This window comes from Sulfitobacter marinus (genome assembly GCF_900116285.1).
Lineage (GTDB): Bacteria > Pseudomonadota > Alphaproteobacteria > Rhodobacterales > Rhodobacteraceae > Sulfitobacter > Sulfitobacter marinus.
This window is the reverse complement of the sequence record NZ_FPAJ01000001.1, coordinates 999,795-1,016,902: the sequence shown is the minus strand read 5'-3', so window position 1 is coordinate 1,016,902 and position 17,108 is coordinate 999,795. Positions and strand designations below refer to the sequence as shown.

The 17,108-nt window shown below is 55.7% G+C and carries 18 protein-coding genes; 8 read left to right on the top strand and 10 right to left on the bottom strand.

Annotated elements, in window-relative coordinates; genetic code table 11:
- Positions 1-3: 3 nt before the first annotated feature.
- The 10 genes from BM347_RS05010 to BM347_RS04965 form a co-directional block, all read right to left on the bottom strand.
- Positions 4-513: a DUF3299 domain-containing protein gene (locus BM347_RS05010; RefSeq protein ID WP_245764185.1), complete on the bottom strand. Its 510-nt coding sequence runs from the start codon at positions 511-513 to the stop codon at positions 4-6.
- A complete protein-coding gene (locus BM347_RS05005; RefSeq protein WP_093915258.1) occupies positions 510-1,010 on the bottom strand; it encodes a DUF3299 domain-containing protein in 501 nt (166 codons plus the stop codon). Before BM347_RS05005 ends, BM347_RS05010 begins: the two co-directional genes overlap by 4 nt.
- A 22-nt stretch (positions 1,011-1,032) precedes the next feature.
- On the bottom strand, positions 1,033-2,283 hold the full coding sequence (locus BM347_RS05000; protein WP_093915257.1) for an ABC transporter permease: 1,251 nt from the start codon (positions 2,281-2,283) through the stop codon (positions 1,033-1,035).
- Positions 2,280-2,975, bottom strand: a complete 696-nt coding sequence (locus BM347_RS04995) for an ABC transporter ATP-binding protein (protein WP_093915256.1) — start codon at positions 2,973-2,975, stop codon at positions 2,280-2,282. The genes BM347_RS05000 and BM347_RS04995 overlap by 4 nt, the downstream gene beginning before the upstream one ends.
- A 6-nt stretch (positions 2,976-2,981) precedes the next feature.
- Complete coding sequence (gene zrgA, locus BM347_RS04990; protein ID WP_093915255.1) at positions 2,982-3,653, bottom strand: zinc uptake protein ZrgA; 672 nt, start codon at positions 3,651-3,653, stop codon at positions 2,982-2,984.
- Between the two features lie 28 nt (positions 3,654-3,681).
- Positions 3,682-4,068, bottom strand: coding sequence for a Fur family transcriptional regulator (locus tag BM347_RS04985; RefSeq protein WP_093915254.1), 387 nt, complete (start codon positions 4,066-4,068; stop codon positions 3,682-3,684).
- Between the two features lie 157 nt (positions 4,069-4,225).
- Positions 4,226-4,939 carry a DNA helicase gene (locus tag BM347_RS04980; protein ID WP_093915253.1) on the bottom strand — a complete coding sequence of 238 codons (714 nt, stop codon included), beginning with the start codon at positions 4,937-4,939 and terminating at the stop codon, positions 4,226-4,228.
- 184 nt (positions 4,940-5,123) lie between these two features.
- Positions 5,124-6,332 carry an ABC transporter permease gene (locus tag BM347_RS04975; RefSeq protein WP_093915252.1) on the bottom strand — a complete coding sequence of 403 codons (1,209 nt, stop codon included), beginning with the start codon at positions 6,330-6,332 and terminating at the stop codon, positions 5,124-5,126.
- Positions 6,329-7,045 (bottom strand): ABC transporter ATP-binding protein, encoded by a 717-nt coding sequence (locus tag BM347_RS04970; protein WP_093915251.1) that lies wholly within the window; start codon positions 7,043-7,045, stop codon positions 6,329-6,331. Before BM347_RS04970 ends, BM347_RS04975 begins: the two co-directional genes overlap by 4 nt.
- Position 7,046: 1 nt before the next feature.
- Positions 7,047-8,303: an efflux RND transporter periplasmic adaptor subunit gene (locus tag BM347_RS04965; RefSeq protein ID WP_093915250.1), complete on the bottom strand. Its 1,257-nt coding sequence runs from the start codon at positions 8,301-8,303 to the stop codon at positions 7,047-7,049.
- 306 nt (positions 8,304-8,609) lie between these two features.
- On the opposite strand from BM347_RS04965, the gene BM347_RS04960 reads away from it, so the two are divergent.
- The 8 genes from BM347_RS04960 to BM347_RS04925 all read left to right on the top strand — a co-directional run bounded on the left by BM347_RS04960 (position 8,610) and on the right by BM347_RS04925 (position 17,105).
- A complete protein-coding gene (locus BM347_RS04960; protein WP_093915249.1) occupies positions 8,610-9,815 on the top strand; it encodes a Hint domain-containing protein in 1,206 nt (401 codons plus the stop codon).
- Positions 9,816-10,126: 311 nt separating this feature from the next.
- Complete coding sequence (locus BM347_RS04955) at positions 10,127-10,705, top strand: hypothetical protein (protein WP_093915248.1); 579 nt, start codon at positions 10,127-10,129, stop codon at positions 10,703-10,705.
- Positions 10,706-10,731: 26 nt separating this feature from the next.
- Positions 10,732-13,272 carry a methyl-accepting chemotaxis protein gene (locus BM347_RS04950; RefSeq protein WP_093915247.1) on the top strand — a complete coding sequence of 847 codons (2,541 nt, stop codon included), beginning with the start codon at positions 10,732-10,734 and terminating at the stop codon, positions 13,270-13,272.
- A gap of 46 nt (positions 13,273-13,318) precedes the next feature.
- On the top strand, positions 13,319-13,876 hold the full coding sequence (locus BM347_RS04945) for a chemotaxis protein CheD (RefSeq protein WP_093915246.1): 558 nt from the start codon (positions 13,319-13,321) through the stop codon (positions 13,874-13,876).
- A 4-nt stretch (positions 13,877-13,880) separates the two neighbouring features.
- On the top strand, positions 13,881-14,156 hold the full coding sequence (locus tag BM347_RS04940) for a hypothetical protein (protein WP_093915245.1): 276 nt from the start codon (positions 13,881-13,883) through the stop codon (positions 14,154-14,156).
- Positions 14,153-14,521 carry a response regulator gene (locus BM347_RS04935; protein WP_093915244.1) on the top strand — a complete coding sequence of 123 codons (369 nt, stop codon included), beginning with the start codon at positions 14,153-14,155 and terminating at the stop codon, positions 14,519-14,521. The genes BM347_RS04940 and BM347_RS04935 overlap by 4 nt, the downstream gene beginning before the upstream one ends.
- Before the next feature lie 2 nt (positions 14,522-14,523).
- A complete protein-coding gene (locus BM347_RS04930; RefSeq protein WP_093915243.1) occupies positions 14,524-16,635 on the top strand; it encodes a chemotaxis protein CheA in 2,112 nt (703 codons plus the stop codon).
- The gene (locus tag BM347_RS04925) at positions 16,632-17,105 is read left to right on the top strand and encodes a chemotaxis protein CheW (RefSeq protein ID WP_093915242.1); all 474 of its coding nucleotides are present in this window, start codon (positions 16,632-16,634) and stop codon (positions 17,103-17,105) included. The genes BM347_RS04930 and BM347_RS04925 overlap by 4 nt, the downstream gene beginning before the upstream one ends.
- Positions 17,106-17,108: the final 3 nt, after the last annotated feature.

Sequence of the window (17,108 nt, the reverse complement as noted above, 5' to 3'; positions counted from 1 at the left end):
TGATTAAAGGGGATATGGCTCGATCTTATCGGCGGACAACGCATAGCCAATGTCTGCCAGTTGCGTCGATACGGAGGAAACGCCGAACATCCCGATCACATTAACTGCCTCGAACAACCCTTTGTTTTCATAGGGAGTTGAGGTGGTCACAAAGACCAGTTGATTGGCGGGCGGAGGCGGTACATGGACACAAGCCCCTACGTAAGGCACCAGAATAAATGCCATAACGCCGATGCCTCTTTGGTCGATGGGAACGATAAACCCGGGCAGGCGGACGATCTGGCCATTCCAATCGGTTCTGACGCCGGTTGATTCAGGCTGTTGCCGCGAGAGCATCATGTCTTCGTCATGGGGCAGCAAGCTGCGCAATGCGTTGGGAATACCTGTTTGGTCTTTCGGCAGCAGGTCTTCCCATTCTAGGTCGATATACCCTTGGGCGCGCGCCAGACGCGGGATAAGCGTTGCGGTGGCCAGCCCGGCAAGAACGGCGCGGCGGTGCAATCCTTGGCTCACCACTCAAAGACCTTCATCTTGTCGGCGGTGAGGGAATAGCCGGTTTGCCCCAGCTTGGTTGATTGCAACTGCGTGCGCAGGGTTCCGGTGACCCAGACCGCATCCCACAGCTGATCACTGGGCCATGGTTTTGCGCTGTTTACCATGACCAGCTGGTTCGCGGGCGGTGGCGGCGTGTGGATACAGGCCCCGACATAGGGCACAAGCATAAAGCTGGTGACGCCCTTGGCGCTGATATCAAAGGGAATGATGAAGCCCGGCATGATGATATAGGCCCCGTTCAATGCCTCGTTCAGCTTGACCGCGTTGGCGTCATATACCGGGTTCCAGGTATCGTTCAGCATGTCGATCTCGCCTTCGCCGATGATCTCGGCATAGGGCAGGCCGGGCGGGATCAGATCATCCCACATGATTTTCCGCGGGCTTGCCGCCAAGCTGGCCTGAGGCGCAAGCGAAAACCCGGACAAGAGCATCAATGCAGTTCTGCGATTTACCATTGCACCCTTCCGATTTTGCGCGTCACGTTCGGACCATCATACCATCAGCAACCGACATTCTGTAAGCCCTCAATGCGGGTAAAAGGCTCACGATTGCGCCAGCACAGATCACGCCGGTGATCACCCAGAGTTCGCGCAATGTTGGTGTCTCGATTGGCAACCAAAGCCCGAAAGACGCATCAAGGACCGGCTGCGCGATGGTCAGCCCGATGTATAAAAACACCAACCCCAGCAATGCACCGACTGCTGCCATCACCATGGCCTCGAGCACCAGCATGCTGAGGATCGTAAAGGGGCGGGCCCCCATGGCCCGAAAAATCGCCATCTCGCGGCGGCGCTCGTTCAAGCTGGAAAAGATCGTGGCCATCATCCCGATCAGCGCGGTCACGACGACCATTGCAGACACCGCAAGCAGAGCGGTTTCTGCGATGCCGACGATGCCCCACAGTTCCTGCAAGGCGACGCCGGGAAGAATGGCGAGCAACGGTTCCTCTGGGTATTCATTGATCGCCCGTTGTAGGGCAAAGGTCTGGAGCGGGCTTTCCACCCCTATCAACGCGGCTGTCACAGCCTTGGGGGTCAGGCCCATCTCGCGGATAACATCTGGTGATGTCGACTGACCGGGCACCTGTGCGCCGCTTTGCCAATCCACGTGGATCGCCTCGATTGCTTCCATGCTGACAATCACGGTGCGGTCAACGGGTGTGCCGGTCTTGGCCAGAATACCCGACACGCGAAAGGGTTGATCCTTGTGCTGGGTAAACGATGCCAGCCCATGCGCCACAATGATCGGATCCCCTACACCATAGCCCAGCGTCGCGGCGACATCGGCACCAATGACGGTATCGAAAAGGTCATCCATGATGACGCCTTCCGCGACTTCCAGCGATCTGCCCTGCCGGTATTTGTAATGTTCGAAAAAGGCAGGTGTGGTGCCCATCACGCGGAACTGGCGATGGCTGTCGCCCAGCGAAATTGGCACGATCCAATCCACCTCGGGGCGCGCTGCAATGTCGAGATAGCTTTCCCAGGTCACATTATTGGTGGCATTGCCGATGCGAAAGACGGAGTAGAGCAGCAGTTGCACCGCACCGGAGCGCGCGCCGACGATCAAATCCGTGCCCGAGATCGTATCGGCAAAGCTGGATTTAGCCCCGGTGCGTATCTTTTCTACACCCAGAAACAGCGCCACTGACAAAGCGATGGCAAGGATGGTCATGCCGACGGTCAGCGCACGGGCAAAAAGCGATGCAAGGGCGAGCCGAAAGATCATGCGACCGTCCTTTCGGTTTGGGCAATCTCTTCCATCTGGATCACCCGGTCAAAGCGTGCGCCAAGGCGGGGATCATGGCTGACCATCAAAAGCGATGTTTCATTTGTGCGCGTCTGCGCAAAGAGCAGATCAAGAAAGGCCGCTTGACTGTTGGCATCCAGGGCAGAGGTGGGTTCATCGGCAATGATCAGCGGCGGTTGCCCGATCAACGCCCGCGCCACGGCGACCCGCTGCTGTTGGCCGACGCTCAGGGCGGAGGCTTTGGCTGTCATGATGTCGGCGGGCAGGCCAAGTGCCGTACATAGGTCTGCGGCATTGGCGGCGGCATCTTGTACGCGTTTGCGCCGGGCAGGGGCAAAGCGCAGCGGCAGCAGGATGTTATCTGCGACAGAGCCAAAGGGCAGCAAGTTAAATTGCTGGAAAATAACACCAATATGTTCGGCACGGAACCTATCGCGCGCGCCGCCCGAGAGCGCGGCGATATTGCGCCCTGCGATATTAACCGTGCCACGGTCCGGCAAGATCGTCCCGCAGATCAGCGAAAGCAGCGTCGATTTTCCCGACCCGCTTTCACCCAGCAGCAATACAGTTTCGCCTTTCGCGATGTGAAAGCTTGGCACGGTCAGCGCGAAACCAGCCCGCCCCGGCCAGTGATAACTGACATCACAAAGGTCGAGAACCGGGCCGGCCACGTTTGATCAGCGCTCCAGATCAAGCAGAGGTGTCGAGCGCTCAACTTCGAACGCCCGCGCACCTGATGCGCTGATAAGCTGCACGTCGATTTCCTGCGCATTGGGGAAGGTTTGGAAATAAGCAAAGTTGATTTCCGTTAGTGCGTCCGGTGTGTCGCAGGTCAGGGTGTAGGTAGCGTGGAATTCCGTGTGACCCGCGTCTTCGGCATGGTCATCATGCCCGTGGTCGTCATGTCCATCATGACTGTCGTCTTTATGGCCGTGATCATCATGCCCATGATCATCATGTCCGTGGTCGTCATGGCTTTCCTCGGCGTGATCATCGTGATGTTCGTCACCGTGCTCTTCATGTTCGCCATGCGCGTCACCACCTTCAAGTTCGGCCTTTGCATCGACCACAGCGCAGCCCGCAGCATCCGGCATCACGAACAGATCAAGCGGCGCGCCCAGTGTTTTGACAGCCTGTGCAATCGCCGCCAGATCGGCCTCGCTGGTTGCCGCATATTCGAACCCGACAATATCCGCGCCGGGTGCCTCAAAACTCAGCGCGACTGTCGTGCCTTCGATGGCGATATCCAATGTGCCTACACCATGTTCATGGGCGTCAAGCTGGCGGGCATGGTCGGCCAAGGCGGGCAGGGCTGCGACGAGCGTGATGAGGGAGAGTGCTTGTTTCATGATCTATCCGTGTTTTGAGTAAGAAAGGTCAGTCTGCGCAGGTGCCGCATTGCCCGTGAATTTCAACAATATGGCGCGCGGCCTGAAAGGCGTTTTGATCTGTCAAACGGGTGAATGTCGGCAAAAGATCGCTTCCGTCATGTTCTTCGACCGATCCGCAGTCTTCGCAGATGGCAAGGACGGGTACGCTTTCGACGTGGTTACAGCGGCACGGTACAAACGCCTTGATTGATTCAAGCCGATGTGCCTGCCCCTGATCGGTCAGGGCTGACAACGTGCGATACACCGTTGGTGGCGCAATGTCGGGCTCACTGACTTGAAGTTGTTCAAGAATTTGGTAGGCGGTCATCGGTCTGGGGGATGCTTTCAGCAATGTCAAAACGTCTGTTTGCCGGGCGGCTGCGCGCTTTCTCATCGGGTGACCTCCATCTTTGTGAAATTGGTATTTTATAAAGTAACAAATGGCAAGGTGGATGCTGTTTCGAACGCCGTTCAGGCAGCGCATATCACCTGTCAACGGCCACAAGTTGCGGGCGCTGCTGAAATCGCCCGCAAAGCTGGTTCAGATTGCGTTATGCGGTCTGCTCAATCTGGATTTTACCGTCATGCAGAAAGCATCTTTTGCTGAACAGCGATAGGTCGACGTTATTTGGCAGGCGGATGTCGTCCATGCCGGGCATACCATTAACCGAAAGATCAAAGCGTCGGTCGATCTGCGAAAGCAGGATAACGCTTGCGCGTTGCGCGACTGCAAAGGCCTTTAGTTTGCGGATCTGCACTTCTAGTGGCGGATTACTGCGCTTTTGATCAAGCAATTGCAGGTAATCGACAAGGATCAACGCAGGCTTTGCCGTGTTGTCGATGCGGCTTATGATATGGTCGGCGCAGATATCATCTGAGGTGTCGATGGTGACGGTCTGGTCGAACTGGTCGGGATCTATGCCAAGCTTGTCCAAGCGGTTCCGTATGTCCAGAACGGTGTCGCTTAGGGTGAAGAAATACCCCGTCCGGTTGGACTTCTCAGCCATGGCGACAAGCTCCAGCCCCAACAGCGTTTTGCCGTGGCCGGGGCGCGCTGCGATGAGGGCCATGTCGCCAGCATCAAGCTGTTGCAGAACGGCCTTGGAGGGTGTGTTCTTGGCATAGCTCGAGGCCAAATGGCCCCAGTCCTGAAACCCCTCGCGCTTTGCTATTTGGTCAAGCGCTTGGTGAAGCTTGATCTCGGTGCTGCGTGTCAGCAGTTTTGCCTCACGCTTGAGTGTGTAAATGGGTGATGACAGTCTCATCTTGAACCTCCTCTTTCGAGCGGTCGACGCAATCCCCCCTTATGCGCGTGCTCGAACAGGATCAGTTCGACATGAAACCGCTCTGCATGGCAAATGCTGCCCCGATGGAGGGAGGAGGCCCGAGCAAGGCCTGATATCGATGCTAGCGCGGATTTTTGAGGTGCGCAATCGGGTATAACCAGTTTTACTGGTGGCGCAGCGCTTCGATCGGGTCGAGCCTGGCTGCCCGGCGGGCGGGGAAATAGCCAAAGACCACCCCGACGACTGCCGAGAACAGGAACGCGCCACCGACGACGGCAGGGTTGGGGGCGAAGGGGATCGCCATCATGTTCGAGGCAAAGATGGCAAGGACCAGACCCAGAATGATGCCAATCAGACCGCCAATGACCGAGAGCACAATCGCCTCAACCAAAAACTGCATCAACACTTGGCTTGATTGCGCGCCCACCGCCAGCCGGATGCCAATCTCGCGGGTGCGTTCGGTGACGGAAACCAGCATGATGTTCATGATGCCGATGCCGCCGACCAACAGGCTGACCGCCGCCACAGCCGATAAAAGGCCGGTCAGCACGTCGGTAATCCCTGACAGCATTTCGGCGATCTGCTTCATGTCCATGACCGTGAAATCATCTTCTTCGCCTTCGCTGATGCGGCGGCGCTCACGCATCAGCGCCTTGATCTCGCCCATCACACGGTCTGTCGATTTTCCATCCTGCACCGCCACAAAGATCATCGCGACATCGCTGCTGCCGGAAATGCGCCGTTGAAAGGTTTTTATGGGCAGGCCGACGACATCGTCCTGATCGGTGCCAAAAGACGATGCGCCTTTGGCCTCGAGCAGGCCGACCACCTCGCAGGTCAGAGAGCTGAGGCGGATTGTCTCGCCGATGGGGTTGGTGTTGCCGAAAAGGTTCTGGCGCACGGTTTCACCAATGATGCAGACGGGCCGGCCCGATGTTTCCTCGGTGTTGAGGAACGCGCGTCCCATCACCAGCGGCCAATCGACAGCATCCAGATAGCGGTTGTCGGTACCGACCACCTGCGTCGTGGTGCTTTCGGGGCCGTATATCGCTGTCATGGATGTTTGCGCATAGGGGGCGGCAGTGTCGACGCTGCCGATCTGGTCAATGATTGCTTCGACGTCCTTAAGCTTGAACGCTTCGGCGACCGATTGGGTGCGCGGGCCTTGTTCCATTCCGCCGGGCATGATCATCACGATATTGGTGCCCAGTTTTTCAACATCTGCGGTAACCTGACTGGACGATCCTTCGCCCACAGTGACCATGGCGATCACCGCGGCGACGCCGATGACGATACCCAACACGGTCAGAACCGACCGCATTGTGTTACGAAAGATCGCTTGAACCGCCAGTCGTATGGTTTCCCAGATCATCGTTTGCCGCCTCCGCCGCTTGGTTTGCCGTCTCGCTCGACCTTGCCGTCCACCATCCAGATCAACCGGTGGGCATATTCGGCCATGTCTTCTTCGTGGGTGACCATGATGATTGTCATCCCTTCGTTGTCATTAAGATCGCACAGCAACTGCATGATTTCGCGCGACATTTTTGTATCGAGATTACCTGTTGGTTCATCCGCGAGGATCACATCAGGGTTGGCTATCAGGGCGCGGGCGATGGCCACACGTTGCTGCTGGCCGCCCGACAGTTCAGACGGCGTATGGTGTTCGCGTCCCTTCAGGCCGACCTTGCTCAAGGCCTCGAAGGCCCGCTGTTTGCGTTCGGCGCGACCAATACCCTTGTAGATGAGCGGCAGTTCGACGTTTTCCAATGCAGACCGCCGCGCCAGTAGGTTGTAGCCCTGAAACACAAAGCCCAGATAGTTCCGGCGTAGCAGGGCGCGCTGGTTGCGATCAAGGCTTGCGACGGGCACGCCGTGGAACAGGTACTCCCCCGACGATGGTCTATCGAGACAGCCGATCAGGTTCATCGCAGTGGACTTGCCTGACCCCGAAGGGCCCATGATTGCCACGAACTCTCCGGTTTTTATGGTGAAGCTGGCACCGTCCAGAGCACGGACTTCGGCCTCGCCCTGACCATAGATTTTGGTGACCTTGCGAAACTCGATGAGTGGTGCTTCGCCGGCCACGTCAGGTGCCCTCGCTCATCTCGACGATCACCTTGTCTCCTTCTGTGATATCGCCCGCCAGAATACGGGTCATCTGGCCATCCGTATCGCCTTTTTCCACGGGCACCTCGACGGCAACGTCGTCGCGCAGTACCCAAACGGATCGGGTAGACCCGGACGTATTGGCGGTATCGTCGCGCGACGGCATCAGCAGGCCCAGCAACCCGCCGCCTTGGGTTTTGTCGTCATCGCTATCCTCGACAATCTGCGGCGGGGCAAAGCGCAGCGCGGCGTTTGGGACGACAAGGACATCATCATACTCAGCAACCGTGATATCAGCCGTTGCGGTCATGCCGGGGCGTAGCATGAGGGCAGCGTTGTCGATAGATAGGATCGCCTTGTAGCTTACTACTCCATCAATGGTTTCAGAGGCATAGCGGACCATGGAAATGACCGCCGGAAATGTCTGATCATCATAGGCGTCGACGGTAAAGGTCGCCAGCTCGCCGGAAGCGACCCGGCCGATATCAGCCTCGGAGACATCCACCTGAAGCTCCATCTTCGTCAAATCCTCGGCGATGGTGAACAGGATCGGCGCAGAGAGCATCGCGGCTACGATCTGCCCTTCATCGACGTTGCGCTCCAGCACCACACCTTTGATCGGCGAACAGATACAGGCCTTCTCCAGTTCGGCCTGTTGCGCCTCAAGCTGGGCCTTGGTCAAATCCATATTCGCGGTGGCGCTAGCCAGATCTGCCTTGGCACGGGCCAGCTTTGCCTCGGCTGCGTTCATATTGGTGCGGGTGGTCACGCCGCGTTCATCCAGTTTTCGAACCGTGTCGTAATTCAACTGGGCTTCCAGCAGCGTTGCCTTGGCACTTGAGACCTGCGCCTCGGCCACGGCATGTGATGCTTTTTGAACGGCCAGCTGCGCCTCTAGCTGGGTCGTGTCGAGCTGCGCCAAAAGCTGCCCCTCCGACACCGTATCGTTGTAGTCAACCAGCACCTTCTTCACGGTCCCCGACAACTCCGAGGAAATTTCGACCAGATTGGTGGGCTCGATGGAGCCTGTTGCCGTCACCGTGACCTGAAGATCCGCGCGGGTTGCTGCTTCGGTCTGGTACGTCACCGCGTTGCGTGTGGCGCTCTGGGTCTGCCACCAGTACAGGCTGGCCCCAAGAAGCGCGAAAGCTACGATATAATAAACCCAACGCGGGATGGGATGCTTATGCTCCCCGACCCCAAGTGCCGCTTCGATTTCGCTTTTCTTATCCGTCATGGTGCCGCTCCGATGGGGGGTGTGGGCGTTGTAGCACCGCGCCGCATCGCGGTGCCTTGATACATGTCAAACGGGGCAAGATCGCAGTTGGCGGCGTGATTTCGGGCAGGGCACCGCCTTAGACCCCACAAAACAGCAACATTAATGACACGATTGCGAATTGCTTGGACGGCTCGGACCCCGAGACAATTGACCAGATACACGCCGAATTCTATTTCCTTAGAAAACAGTTAAAGCTGCCTCACAGGCCTAGATCATTCATTTCTTCCAATGCTGATCAAAGATATTGTTTCGAAAGGAAATTAAATGGCACGAATTTCCGAGTTTGAACAAACTGGTGGTGACCGGTTTGAGATCGCGATCAGCCCCGACGAATATGTTGCGCTTGCGAACGGATTTCAACTGCGTTTGACAGCCTTCGACGAAGACGGGAACGAGGCGACCGACACCGTAAATGGTGGAACGCTGAGCTTTCTTTTGCCGACCGATCAGGCACAGTGGACACAGGATACGAGTACGGGTGAATATATCTATATCCAGCCGGTGCTTGGCGGGAGCTTTTCAGACAATAACCATAACGTAACTTATCAAGGCGTCGTTCTGAGTTCGGTAAACTCATCCGGCTATGACACTGTCGAACAGGCCTACATGATTGGTGGGTTCAATGAACCCTACAACAATAACTTCGCAACCGAGATTAATTCCTCGACCTTTATTGAGCCGGGCGTAGATTTCACCGCAGTCGACCAGCAAAATGTTATAAACGGTCGCGGCGATGCTTCGGTCAGATGGGATGCGCCAAATATTGACACACCGATTGTGTCCTTACGGCCTGGAATGGGCGACAGTGGATCAACGCCGCCGCCGTGTTTTGTGGCCGGAACAATGATTGCCTGCGCGGGCGGTGAACGTCGGGTTGAGAGACTGAAGGTGGGCGATCAGGTGAGGACCCAGCAACATGGGTTGCAAACGATCCGTTGGATTGGTCACCGGCATTTCTCGGGTGTTGAGATCGTTGCAGATGAAAAAATTCGTCCGATCCGTATCGCGTCTGATGCGTTGGGCCCCAGAATTCCCACGCAAGATTTATTGGTATCGCGTCAGCATCGGATCGTCATGGAATCCATGGCGGTTGCCGAACTGTCCGATGCGCAGCGTGTGCTGATCGCGGCGCATCATTTGGCGCAGCTTCAGCGGATATCCTGCGTTTGCCCTGCCAAAGGCGTGACGTATTATCATATCCTGTTTGATCGCCACGAGGTGATATTCGCAAATGGGGTCGCCGCCGAAAGCTTTTACCTCAGCAAAACGGCCGAAAGCGCCAAGTGTCTGTCCACCGATGATTTATTGGATATCGAAGAGCGCGGGCTGTTGAACGATCTTGTTCCTCCGGCCTTGCCAATCCCGAACAACAAGCTGCAACGCGAAATCGTCAAGCAGCATGCAGCACGGGCGCGCAAATTCGCGCTACCGATCTCGGCGCGAAACGTTCAGATAAAAGAGCTTATCTAACCCCTCTGCATTCGCATTTCATCGTATATGATCTTCGCACAGCGGATGCGCTGTTTGGGGCGCGTGATGCCGTTGGGTGTATGTGCACAACGAACCCAGTATTGGGTAGGCAGCGATGCCTCGGTGCTTCATTTTGGCGCGAGCACTGGGTGCGTGCCAGCCACAGGTTTATCGCCTAGGCCGCGCGCGGCAAGGGGCATATCGTATAAAATCGGCAGATTTTTATAGGCTCGCTTAACAGCTTGCAAAGACTTTTCCCTTTAAAGGGACGGGCTGGCAACGGGGCTGGCACACCACAAGGGGTCTTTCTAGTGCTGGCTGTACTGCGCGTGATGGCTGTGATCTTTGGCTTTGCGGGGGGCGCTGCCTCTGCGGCGAACACAGCCGAAGAAAACGCGGTGGCCTACGTCCTAGCGCAGGTCGTCAATCTAGAGCACGAGGGGTCGATCTGGGCAGCTCTTGCTAAAAGCAATTTTCGAAACATGAACTTGAGCTCCCAAGAAGTGCTGGCCCAAGACGACCAGTGGCGCAGGGAAATCGGAACCGGCGATCCGGCGCTGATTGGCCTTGTTACAGCCGTATCTGCATCGGCCTATCTGCGTGCGTTGGTTCAGGGGTCAGGGGGGCGCATTACCGAAATTATCGTGATGGATGCGTTGGGTTTGAATGCGGCGATCAGCAATGTCACCACCGATTATTGGCAAGGCGACGAAGCCAAATTTCTGGAGACTTTTCCAAAAGGTGCAGGGGCCATCCATAAAGGAGGGATCGAATTTGACGAATCCGCAAACACCTACCAGCGGCAAGTTTCGGTGACATTGGTCGATCCGATCACGCGAACCCCGGTCGGTGCAGTGACGTTCGGCATTGATGCCGCCGCGTTCCCCTAAGTCCCCAAGGTTGTGAGAGCTAGAAAATGCCGATGCCAAACCGCGTGAATATCCTGCATTCAGTTGCGACAAAGTTTGCACTTGCCGCTGTGCTTTCTATTTCGATTGTCGTGCTTCCGCTGCTGGTTCTGCAAAATGCATCACTCAGCTACCTCGCGGGTGAAACCTTGGCCGCCCGGGCCGAAGACCGCGGTCAGTTGCTGGCGTCCGCATTGCCTGCGCCGGTTGCCTATAAAAAATATCGCGATATCAACAGTTTGTTCGCGCAGTTCGATGACCGAGATGAAAATTCCTTTATCAGCTATGTCGTCGTCGATGCCGATGGTTGGGTGGTTGCCGAACACGGGGCCAACACGGATGCCGCATTGGCCGATTTCGCGCGCAGTGCCGTCGGGGCCGAAACCCGGATCGTGTCGAAACAGACCAATCTGGTCGCTTTCCCGCTGATACATGGAACGGCCCGAAACGTAGGCGCATTTTCAATGCGCTGGTCCGCTGACCCGCTGGCCGATTTTTTGGCATCCACTCAGATGAAATCACTGATGGCCACGGGCATTATTGGCCTGATTGCGGTGATTGCGACGTTTCTGGCGTTTCACGGCATTATCCTGCGGCCGATGTCGGCCTTGACCAAAACGGTTGAGGCTTTGCGCCAAGGTGATTTCAAGACAGAAGTCGCGAGCGCAGCCCGGCAGGATGAATTTGGTATGATGGGCAAGGCGGTGGAGCATCTGCGCGCTGATCTTGCTGAGGCGGCTGACGGCGCGCGCGAGGCAAGTTTCAAGCGCGAAGCGTTCAACAACTCATCGGCGGCGTTGCTCCTTGCCGATCAAACAGGGGAGATATTTGCCGTTAACCCGGCTTTCGAAGAGCTTTGCCAAAACCGCATCACCCAGTTTCAAAACAGGTTTTCCAGTTTTGATCCCAAAAACCTGGTCGGTAGATCATTGGAGCTTTTTGATGTTATCTCCAGCGATATGTTGGCGGATATCGGTGGGGGCGATGACGCGGCATTTGCGACCACGATTTCAATTGATGACGTCCGTATCTCTCTCAAAATCAAGTCCATCCGCGATAACAAAGACACGAAAATCGGCTTTGTCCTTGAATGGCAAGACGTCACGGATGTTTGGAAAAGCACCGCTCTTATCAACGAGATAAACGCGACCCAGCTGAGGGCTGAGTTTTCCCCCGAAGGAACGTTGCTTGACGAGAACAAAATATTTTCTGCGACGATCGGCAGGCCAAAGGGCATGCCGGGGCATGTAACACTGGCGTCTTTGATGTCGAGCGACGCGGAAGATTTGGTAGCAAAACTCAAAAAGGGCCGTTCTTTCATCGGTAAAATGGTGTTTCGCGGGGTTGATGGCAGCGATGTTATTGTCGAAGGCAGCATTACATCGGTCATCGGTACCGACAAGAAACCGTACCGTCTGTTTTTATTGGGCCGTGACATAACCGAGGCAACGCAAGCCACCGAGCAAGCCCAATGGGAGCGTGCAGAACTAAGCCACGAGCGCGCCAAGGTCGTCGATACGTTGCGCGTTGCCTTTAAACGGTTGCGAGACGGCCATTTGCACGCAAATCTGTCCGAACCTTTCGCAGATCGTTTCGAGGAATTGCGACAGGATTATAATAATGCGGTGGGACAGCTGTGCCAAGCGCTTGGCGGTATCGCCAGCCGCGCTGAAACCATTCGCAATGAATCGCAAGACATCAGCGGCACCACCGAGGTGTTATCGCGTCGAACAGAGGGGACCGCCGCCACGTTGGAGCAGGCGGCCTCGGCCTTGGACGATCTGACCGCCGCCGTGCGCGGCACCGCCGAAGGGGCCCAGAAAGCCGATACTATTGTCGCAGAAGCAAGGAAAAACGCGGAAAAGAGCGGGGTTGTTGTTCTGAAAACGGTTACGGCGATGGACGAGATTTCGATCTCCTCCAAAAAGGTCGCGTCGATCGTCAAAGTCATTGATGATATTGCATTTCAGACCAACCTTCTTGCCTTGAACGCAGGGGTCGAGGCGGCGCGCGCTGGTGATGCTGGCCGAGGCTTTGCTGTGGTTGCATCTGAAGTCAGGGCGCTGGCCCAACGCTCGTCGGAAGCCGCAACCGAGATCAATGGTCTGATCGCGCAGTCGGTTGCCCAAGTTAGAATCGGCGTGGATTTGGTCGGCGAAACAGGAAAGTCTCTGCAAGAGATTGCCACGTCTGTTCATGATATTTCAACGCAGGTTTCCGAAATTGCAATTTCGGCCAGCCAGCAATCTTTAAACCTAGAAGAAATCAACAGTTCGGTAACCAAGCTTGATCAATCAACACAGCAAAACGCGGCACGACTGGAGGAGACCACCGCCGCAAGTGATGCGCTGAAACGAGAAGCCGCAGCCTTGGTCGAGACCATCTATCACTTTCAACTGACAGAACAAGTTGTGGATTTTGCCGAACCCAAAGCCATTGTCGAAACGGCCCAGAAACCAAAGAAGGGGAAAATTGAACGCTTAGAGCCGCCAGTAAAACAGGCGATTGAACCTATGGCCACGGCTACCGGCACATGGACAGATTTTTGATGTGGATAGGGATCATGGACCAATGCAACTGGGAAGGGACCGTTAGATGGCACTATGTCTGAGCGATTCACAGATGTGGCCTGATCAAACCGATGATATTTTCGTCGCACAAGGCGAATTTCAGGTCAGCGATGCCCCCGACGTTGTTTTGAAAACCCTGCTGGGGTCCTGCGTTGCCACATGTCTTTTTGATCCCGTGGCGCGGGTTGGCGGGATGAACCATTTCCTGCTGGCGACGGGCCCCGACGGCGACAGCCATTCCGAGCGATACGGGCTTTTCGCTATGGAGATATTGATCAACGGGCTGTTGAAACTTGGAGCCAGAAAATCACGATTGCGCGCCAAGATTTTTGGTGGGGCGACGATGTCGGGAAGAATGGGCCATATCGGTGCAAAAAATTGCGAGTTTGCGATTAGTTTCCTTGAGATAGAAGGCATGCCCGTTGTGGGAAGTAGCTTGGGCGGGCAGCAGGCGCGCGCTATTCGCTTTACGCCTACGACCGGCCGGGTCAGCCAGTTGCTGGTCGATGATGACGAAGCCGATGTGGTGATGCGGCAAGCGCAAAACCAGTCTTTGGACGATATCCAGTTTTTCGGGAAATGATGAGATGACCTGTAAGATAATGCTTTCCGATCGACTGCACTCTGGCAAGGCAGATGACCTGATCCGATTGCTTGCCCAAAAGAGTGGGCAGGACATCACTATAGACGGCCTCAAGGTGCTTTCTGTGGGCGCGCGCGCGGCTGAAATTCTGCTGCGTTTCCAGCGTTTCTGCCTGTCTTCCGGTCATGTATTCCAAATTGAAGCCTCCCCAGATTTTGTGGATGACTTGAGGTTGATGGGCATGGCTGAGGCCCTTCTAGGAGGAGAGCAACCGCTATGAGTATCAGTATTCTCGCGATTGACGATTCCCGGACGATGCGCGATCTGCTGCGACTGACCCTTGAGGACGCCGGGTTTTTCGTGACCACAGCAGAAGACGGTGCCGATGGCGTGCGAAAATTGGCTGACACAAACCCTGATGTCATCATCACAGACATCAATATGCCGGGTATGGATGGGTTTGGGTTTATTGAAACTGTCCGCAGCACGGGCCAGAATACATCAATTCCAATTCTCGTTCTCAGCACCGAAAACAGTCCCGAGCTAAAGGATCGGGCGCGCAGTGTTGGGGCGACCGGTTGGATCGTAAAGCCGTTTAACGACAGCCGACTGGTTTCTGCAATCCGCCGCGTGGCAAGGTTGTGACCATGTCCTCACTGACCGAATTGCGCGCAATATTTTTCCAAGAATGTGAGGAGCAGCTTGAGGATCTGACGGATGGGTTGAACGCGATAGAGGCGGAAGTCGAAGAGACAAGCCCCGACCCTGATCAGGTGAATAGCATGTTCCGTGCGGTGCATTCGATCAAGGGGGGGGCGGCGTCTTTTTCTCTGGACGCAATTGCGCAATTTGCCCATGCGTATGAAACCATTTTGGACGAATTGCGTGGCGGGCAGCTGTTAACAACCTCTGACAGTATCCCTGTCTTATATCGCGCAGCTGATTATCTGGCGGATTTGATATCCCTCGCTGCGGCAGGTTTTGAGCCGGATCCAGACAGGCTCGCGCTTCAGACCTCCGAGATTATGTCCCTGTCTCAAGCCGAGCCAGTGGCGGAGCCGGAAGGGGATTTTCTGGCGGATTTTGTGCCCCTCGCCTTGGATGATGACGGGGCTTTACCCGTCGATAATGGGCCGGAACTACCCGTTTTCAATATCTCATTCACCCCGACGGCTGCGCTATATGCAAACGGGCATGAGCCTGTTCAGTTGTTTCGCGAGCTTGAAACGTTGGGACGGCTGAAAGTGGATGTTGAATTGGACGAGCAGGCACCCTGGGACGATCCACACCCAGCAGCAACCTGGCGGTTGAGCCTCGCCTCGGACCGGTCAGAGAGTGACATTCGCGAGATATTTGAATTCGCAGAGCCACATGCGCAACTGCAAGTGTCACTCAGTGACGGCACGGTTGATGTGCCACAGCACCCCATGGCCCAAACTGACAATGCGGCCAATGTTCAAGAAGTTGAGGTCGATGACCCGGCAGGCATTACAGAGCCGGATACCCCAGACTCAGTACTGCCCGAGCCGACAATAAAACCGCCCGCGCCGCATAAATCGACGGTGCGTGTCGATTTGGGGCAGGTGGATGAATTGATCAATCTGGTCGGCGAGTTGGTGATCACCCAATCTGTGATGACCCAGTCCCTTTTGGAACACAGCGGCCCGGTCAGCAGGAACGTGATGGCGACGCTTGATGATTTCAAATCTCTGACCAGAATCATTCAAGAGGGGATCATGGCCATTCGCGCGCAATCGGTGAAGCCGTTGTTCCAGCGCATGGCACGTATTGTACGGGAAACCGCACAGATGGCGGGTAAAGAGGTGCGCTTTACCTCGGAGGGAGAGGATACCGAGGTGGATCGCATTATGATCGAACGCTTGGTGGACCCGTTAACCCATATATTAAGAAACGCCGTGGATCATGGGGTGGAAATGGGGCCAGACCGTCTGCAAGCAGGAAAAGAGGAGGCTGGATGCATCAGGCTGTCGGCCGCACATCGGTCCGGCCGCGTGGTGATTGAAGTATCTGACGATGGTGCTGGCGTAAAACGCGATAAAGTTCTGGCCTCGGCCATTGCTAAGGGGCTGATACAGGCGACGGCTCAGTTAAGTGAAGGCGAAATTGACCGACTGCTTTTCATGCCGGGGTTTTCGACGGCGGATGTGGTGACAAATCTTTCTGGCCGCGGGGTCGGGATGGACGTTGTGAACAGTGAAATTCGCCGTCTTGGGGGGCGGGTTTCAATCATTTCAAGCCCGGGCGAAGGGACAACCATATCAATTAGCCTACCGCTCACCCTTGCGGTTTTGGATGGGATGATTGTTGACGTGGGGGGCGAAACTTTGGTGGTGCCCATATCGGCAATCCTTGAAACGATCCGCCCCGATCCGTCGCAAATCCACCAAATAGGCCCGTCCTCTCGTATGGTGGCGGTCCGCGATATGATGGTCCCGATTATCGAACTCGGGCAGGTCTTTGGATATGAGAACAGTTCATGCCGCCGCGACGAGCACATTCTTTTTATCGTCGAAGATGAAAATGGAACGATGTTCGCACTGGCGGTCGATCAGATACGGGATCAGCGACAAGTCGTTATCAAGAGCCTGGAATCGAATTATGGCCATGTGCCCTTCGTCGCTGCGGCCACAATTTTGGGGGACGGTCAGATCGCCCTGATTGTCGATTTAGACGAAGTAACCCATCGAATATCAAATCCGCCGCCGACTTCTGTTAAGCACAAGAGGGCATACGCATGAGTTTTAAAGAACGAAGAAAGTCTTTGCAGAAGATTGAATTCATTACACTTTCAATCGGCGCGCAAGATTTTTGTATGGATATCATCCTTGTGAGAGAGATCCGCGGCTGGAGTAAGGTCACAACGCTTCCTCACTCTCCGTTGGATGTGTTGGGGGTGATGAACTTGCGCGGCGCTGTCGTGCCCATCGTCGATCTATCTGCGCGCTTGGGTTTGGGCCGATACGAGGCGACCGATCGTGACGTGATTATCATTACCCTTATCGGGGATCAGACCGTCGGATTTGTCGTGACGGCCGTGTCCGACATTGTTGAACTGTCACGTGATGAAATTCAGCCAATGCCAAATATTGGTGAGGGGGCTGAAAACCTGTTCGTGAAGGGGATTGTCACATCTGACGATAAAACCCTGCGCGTTCTGGATATTAATAACATAGGGGACTCCATGGCGTTGGCGCGTGAAATTGCATGAGAA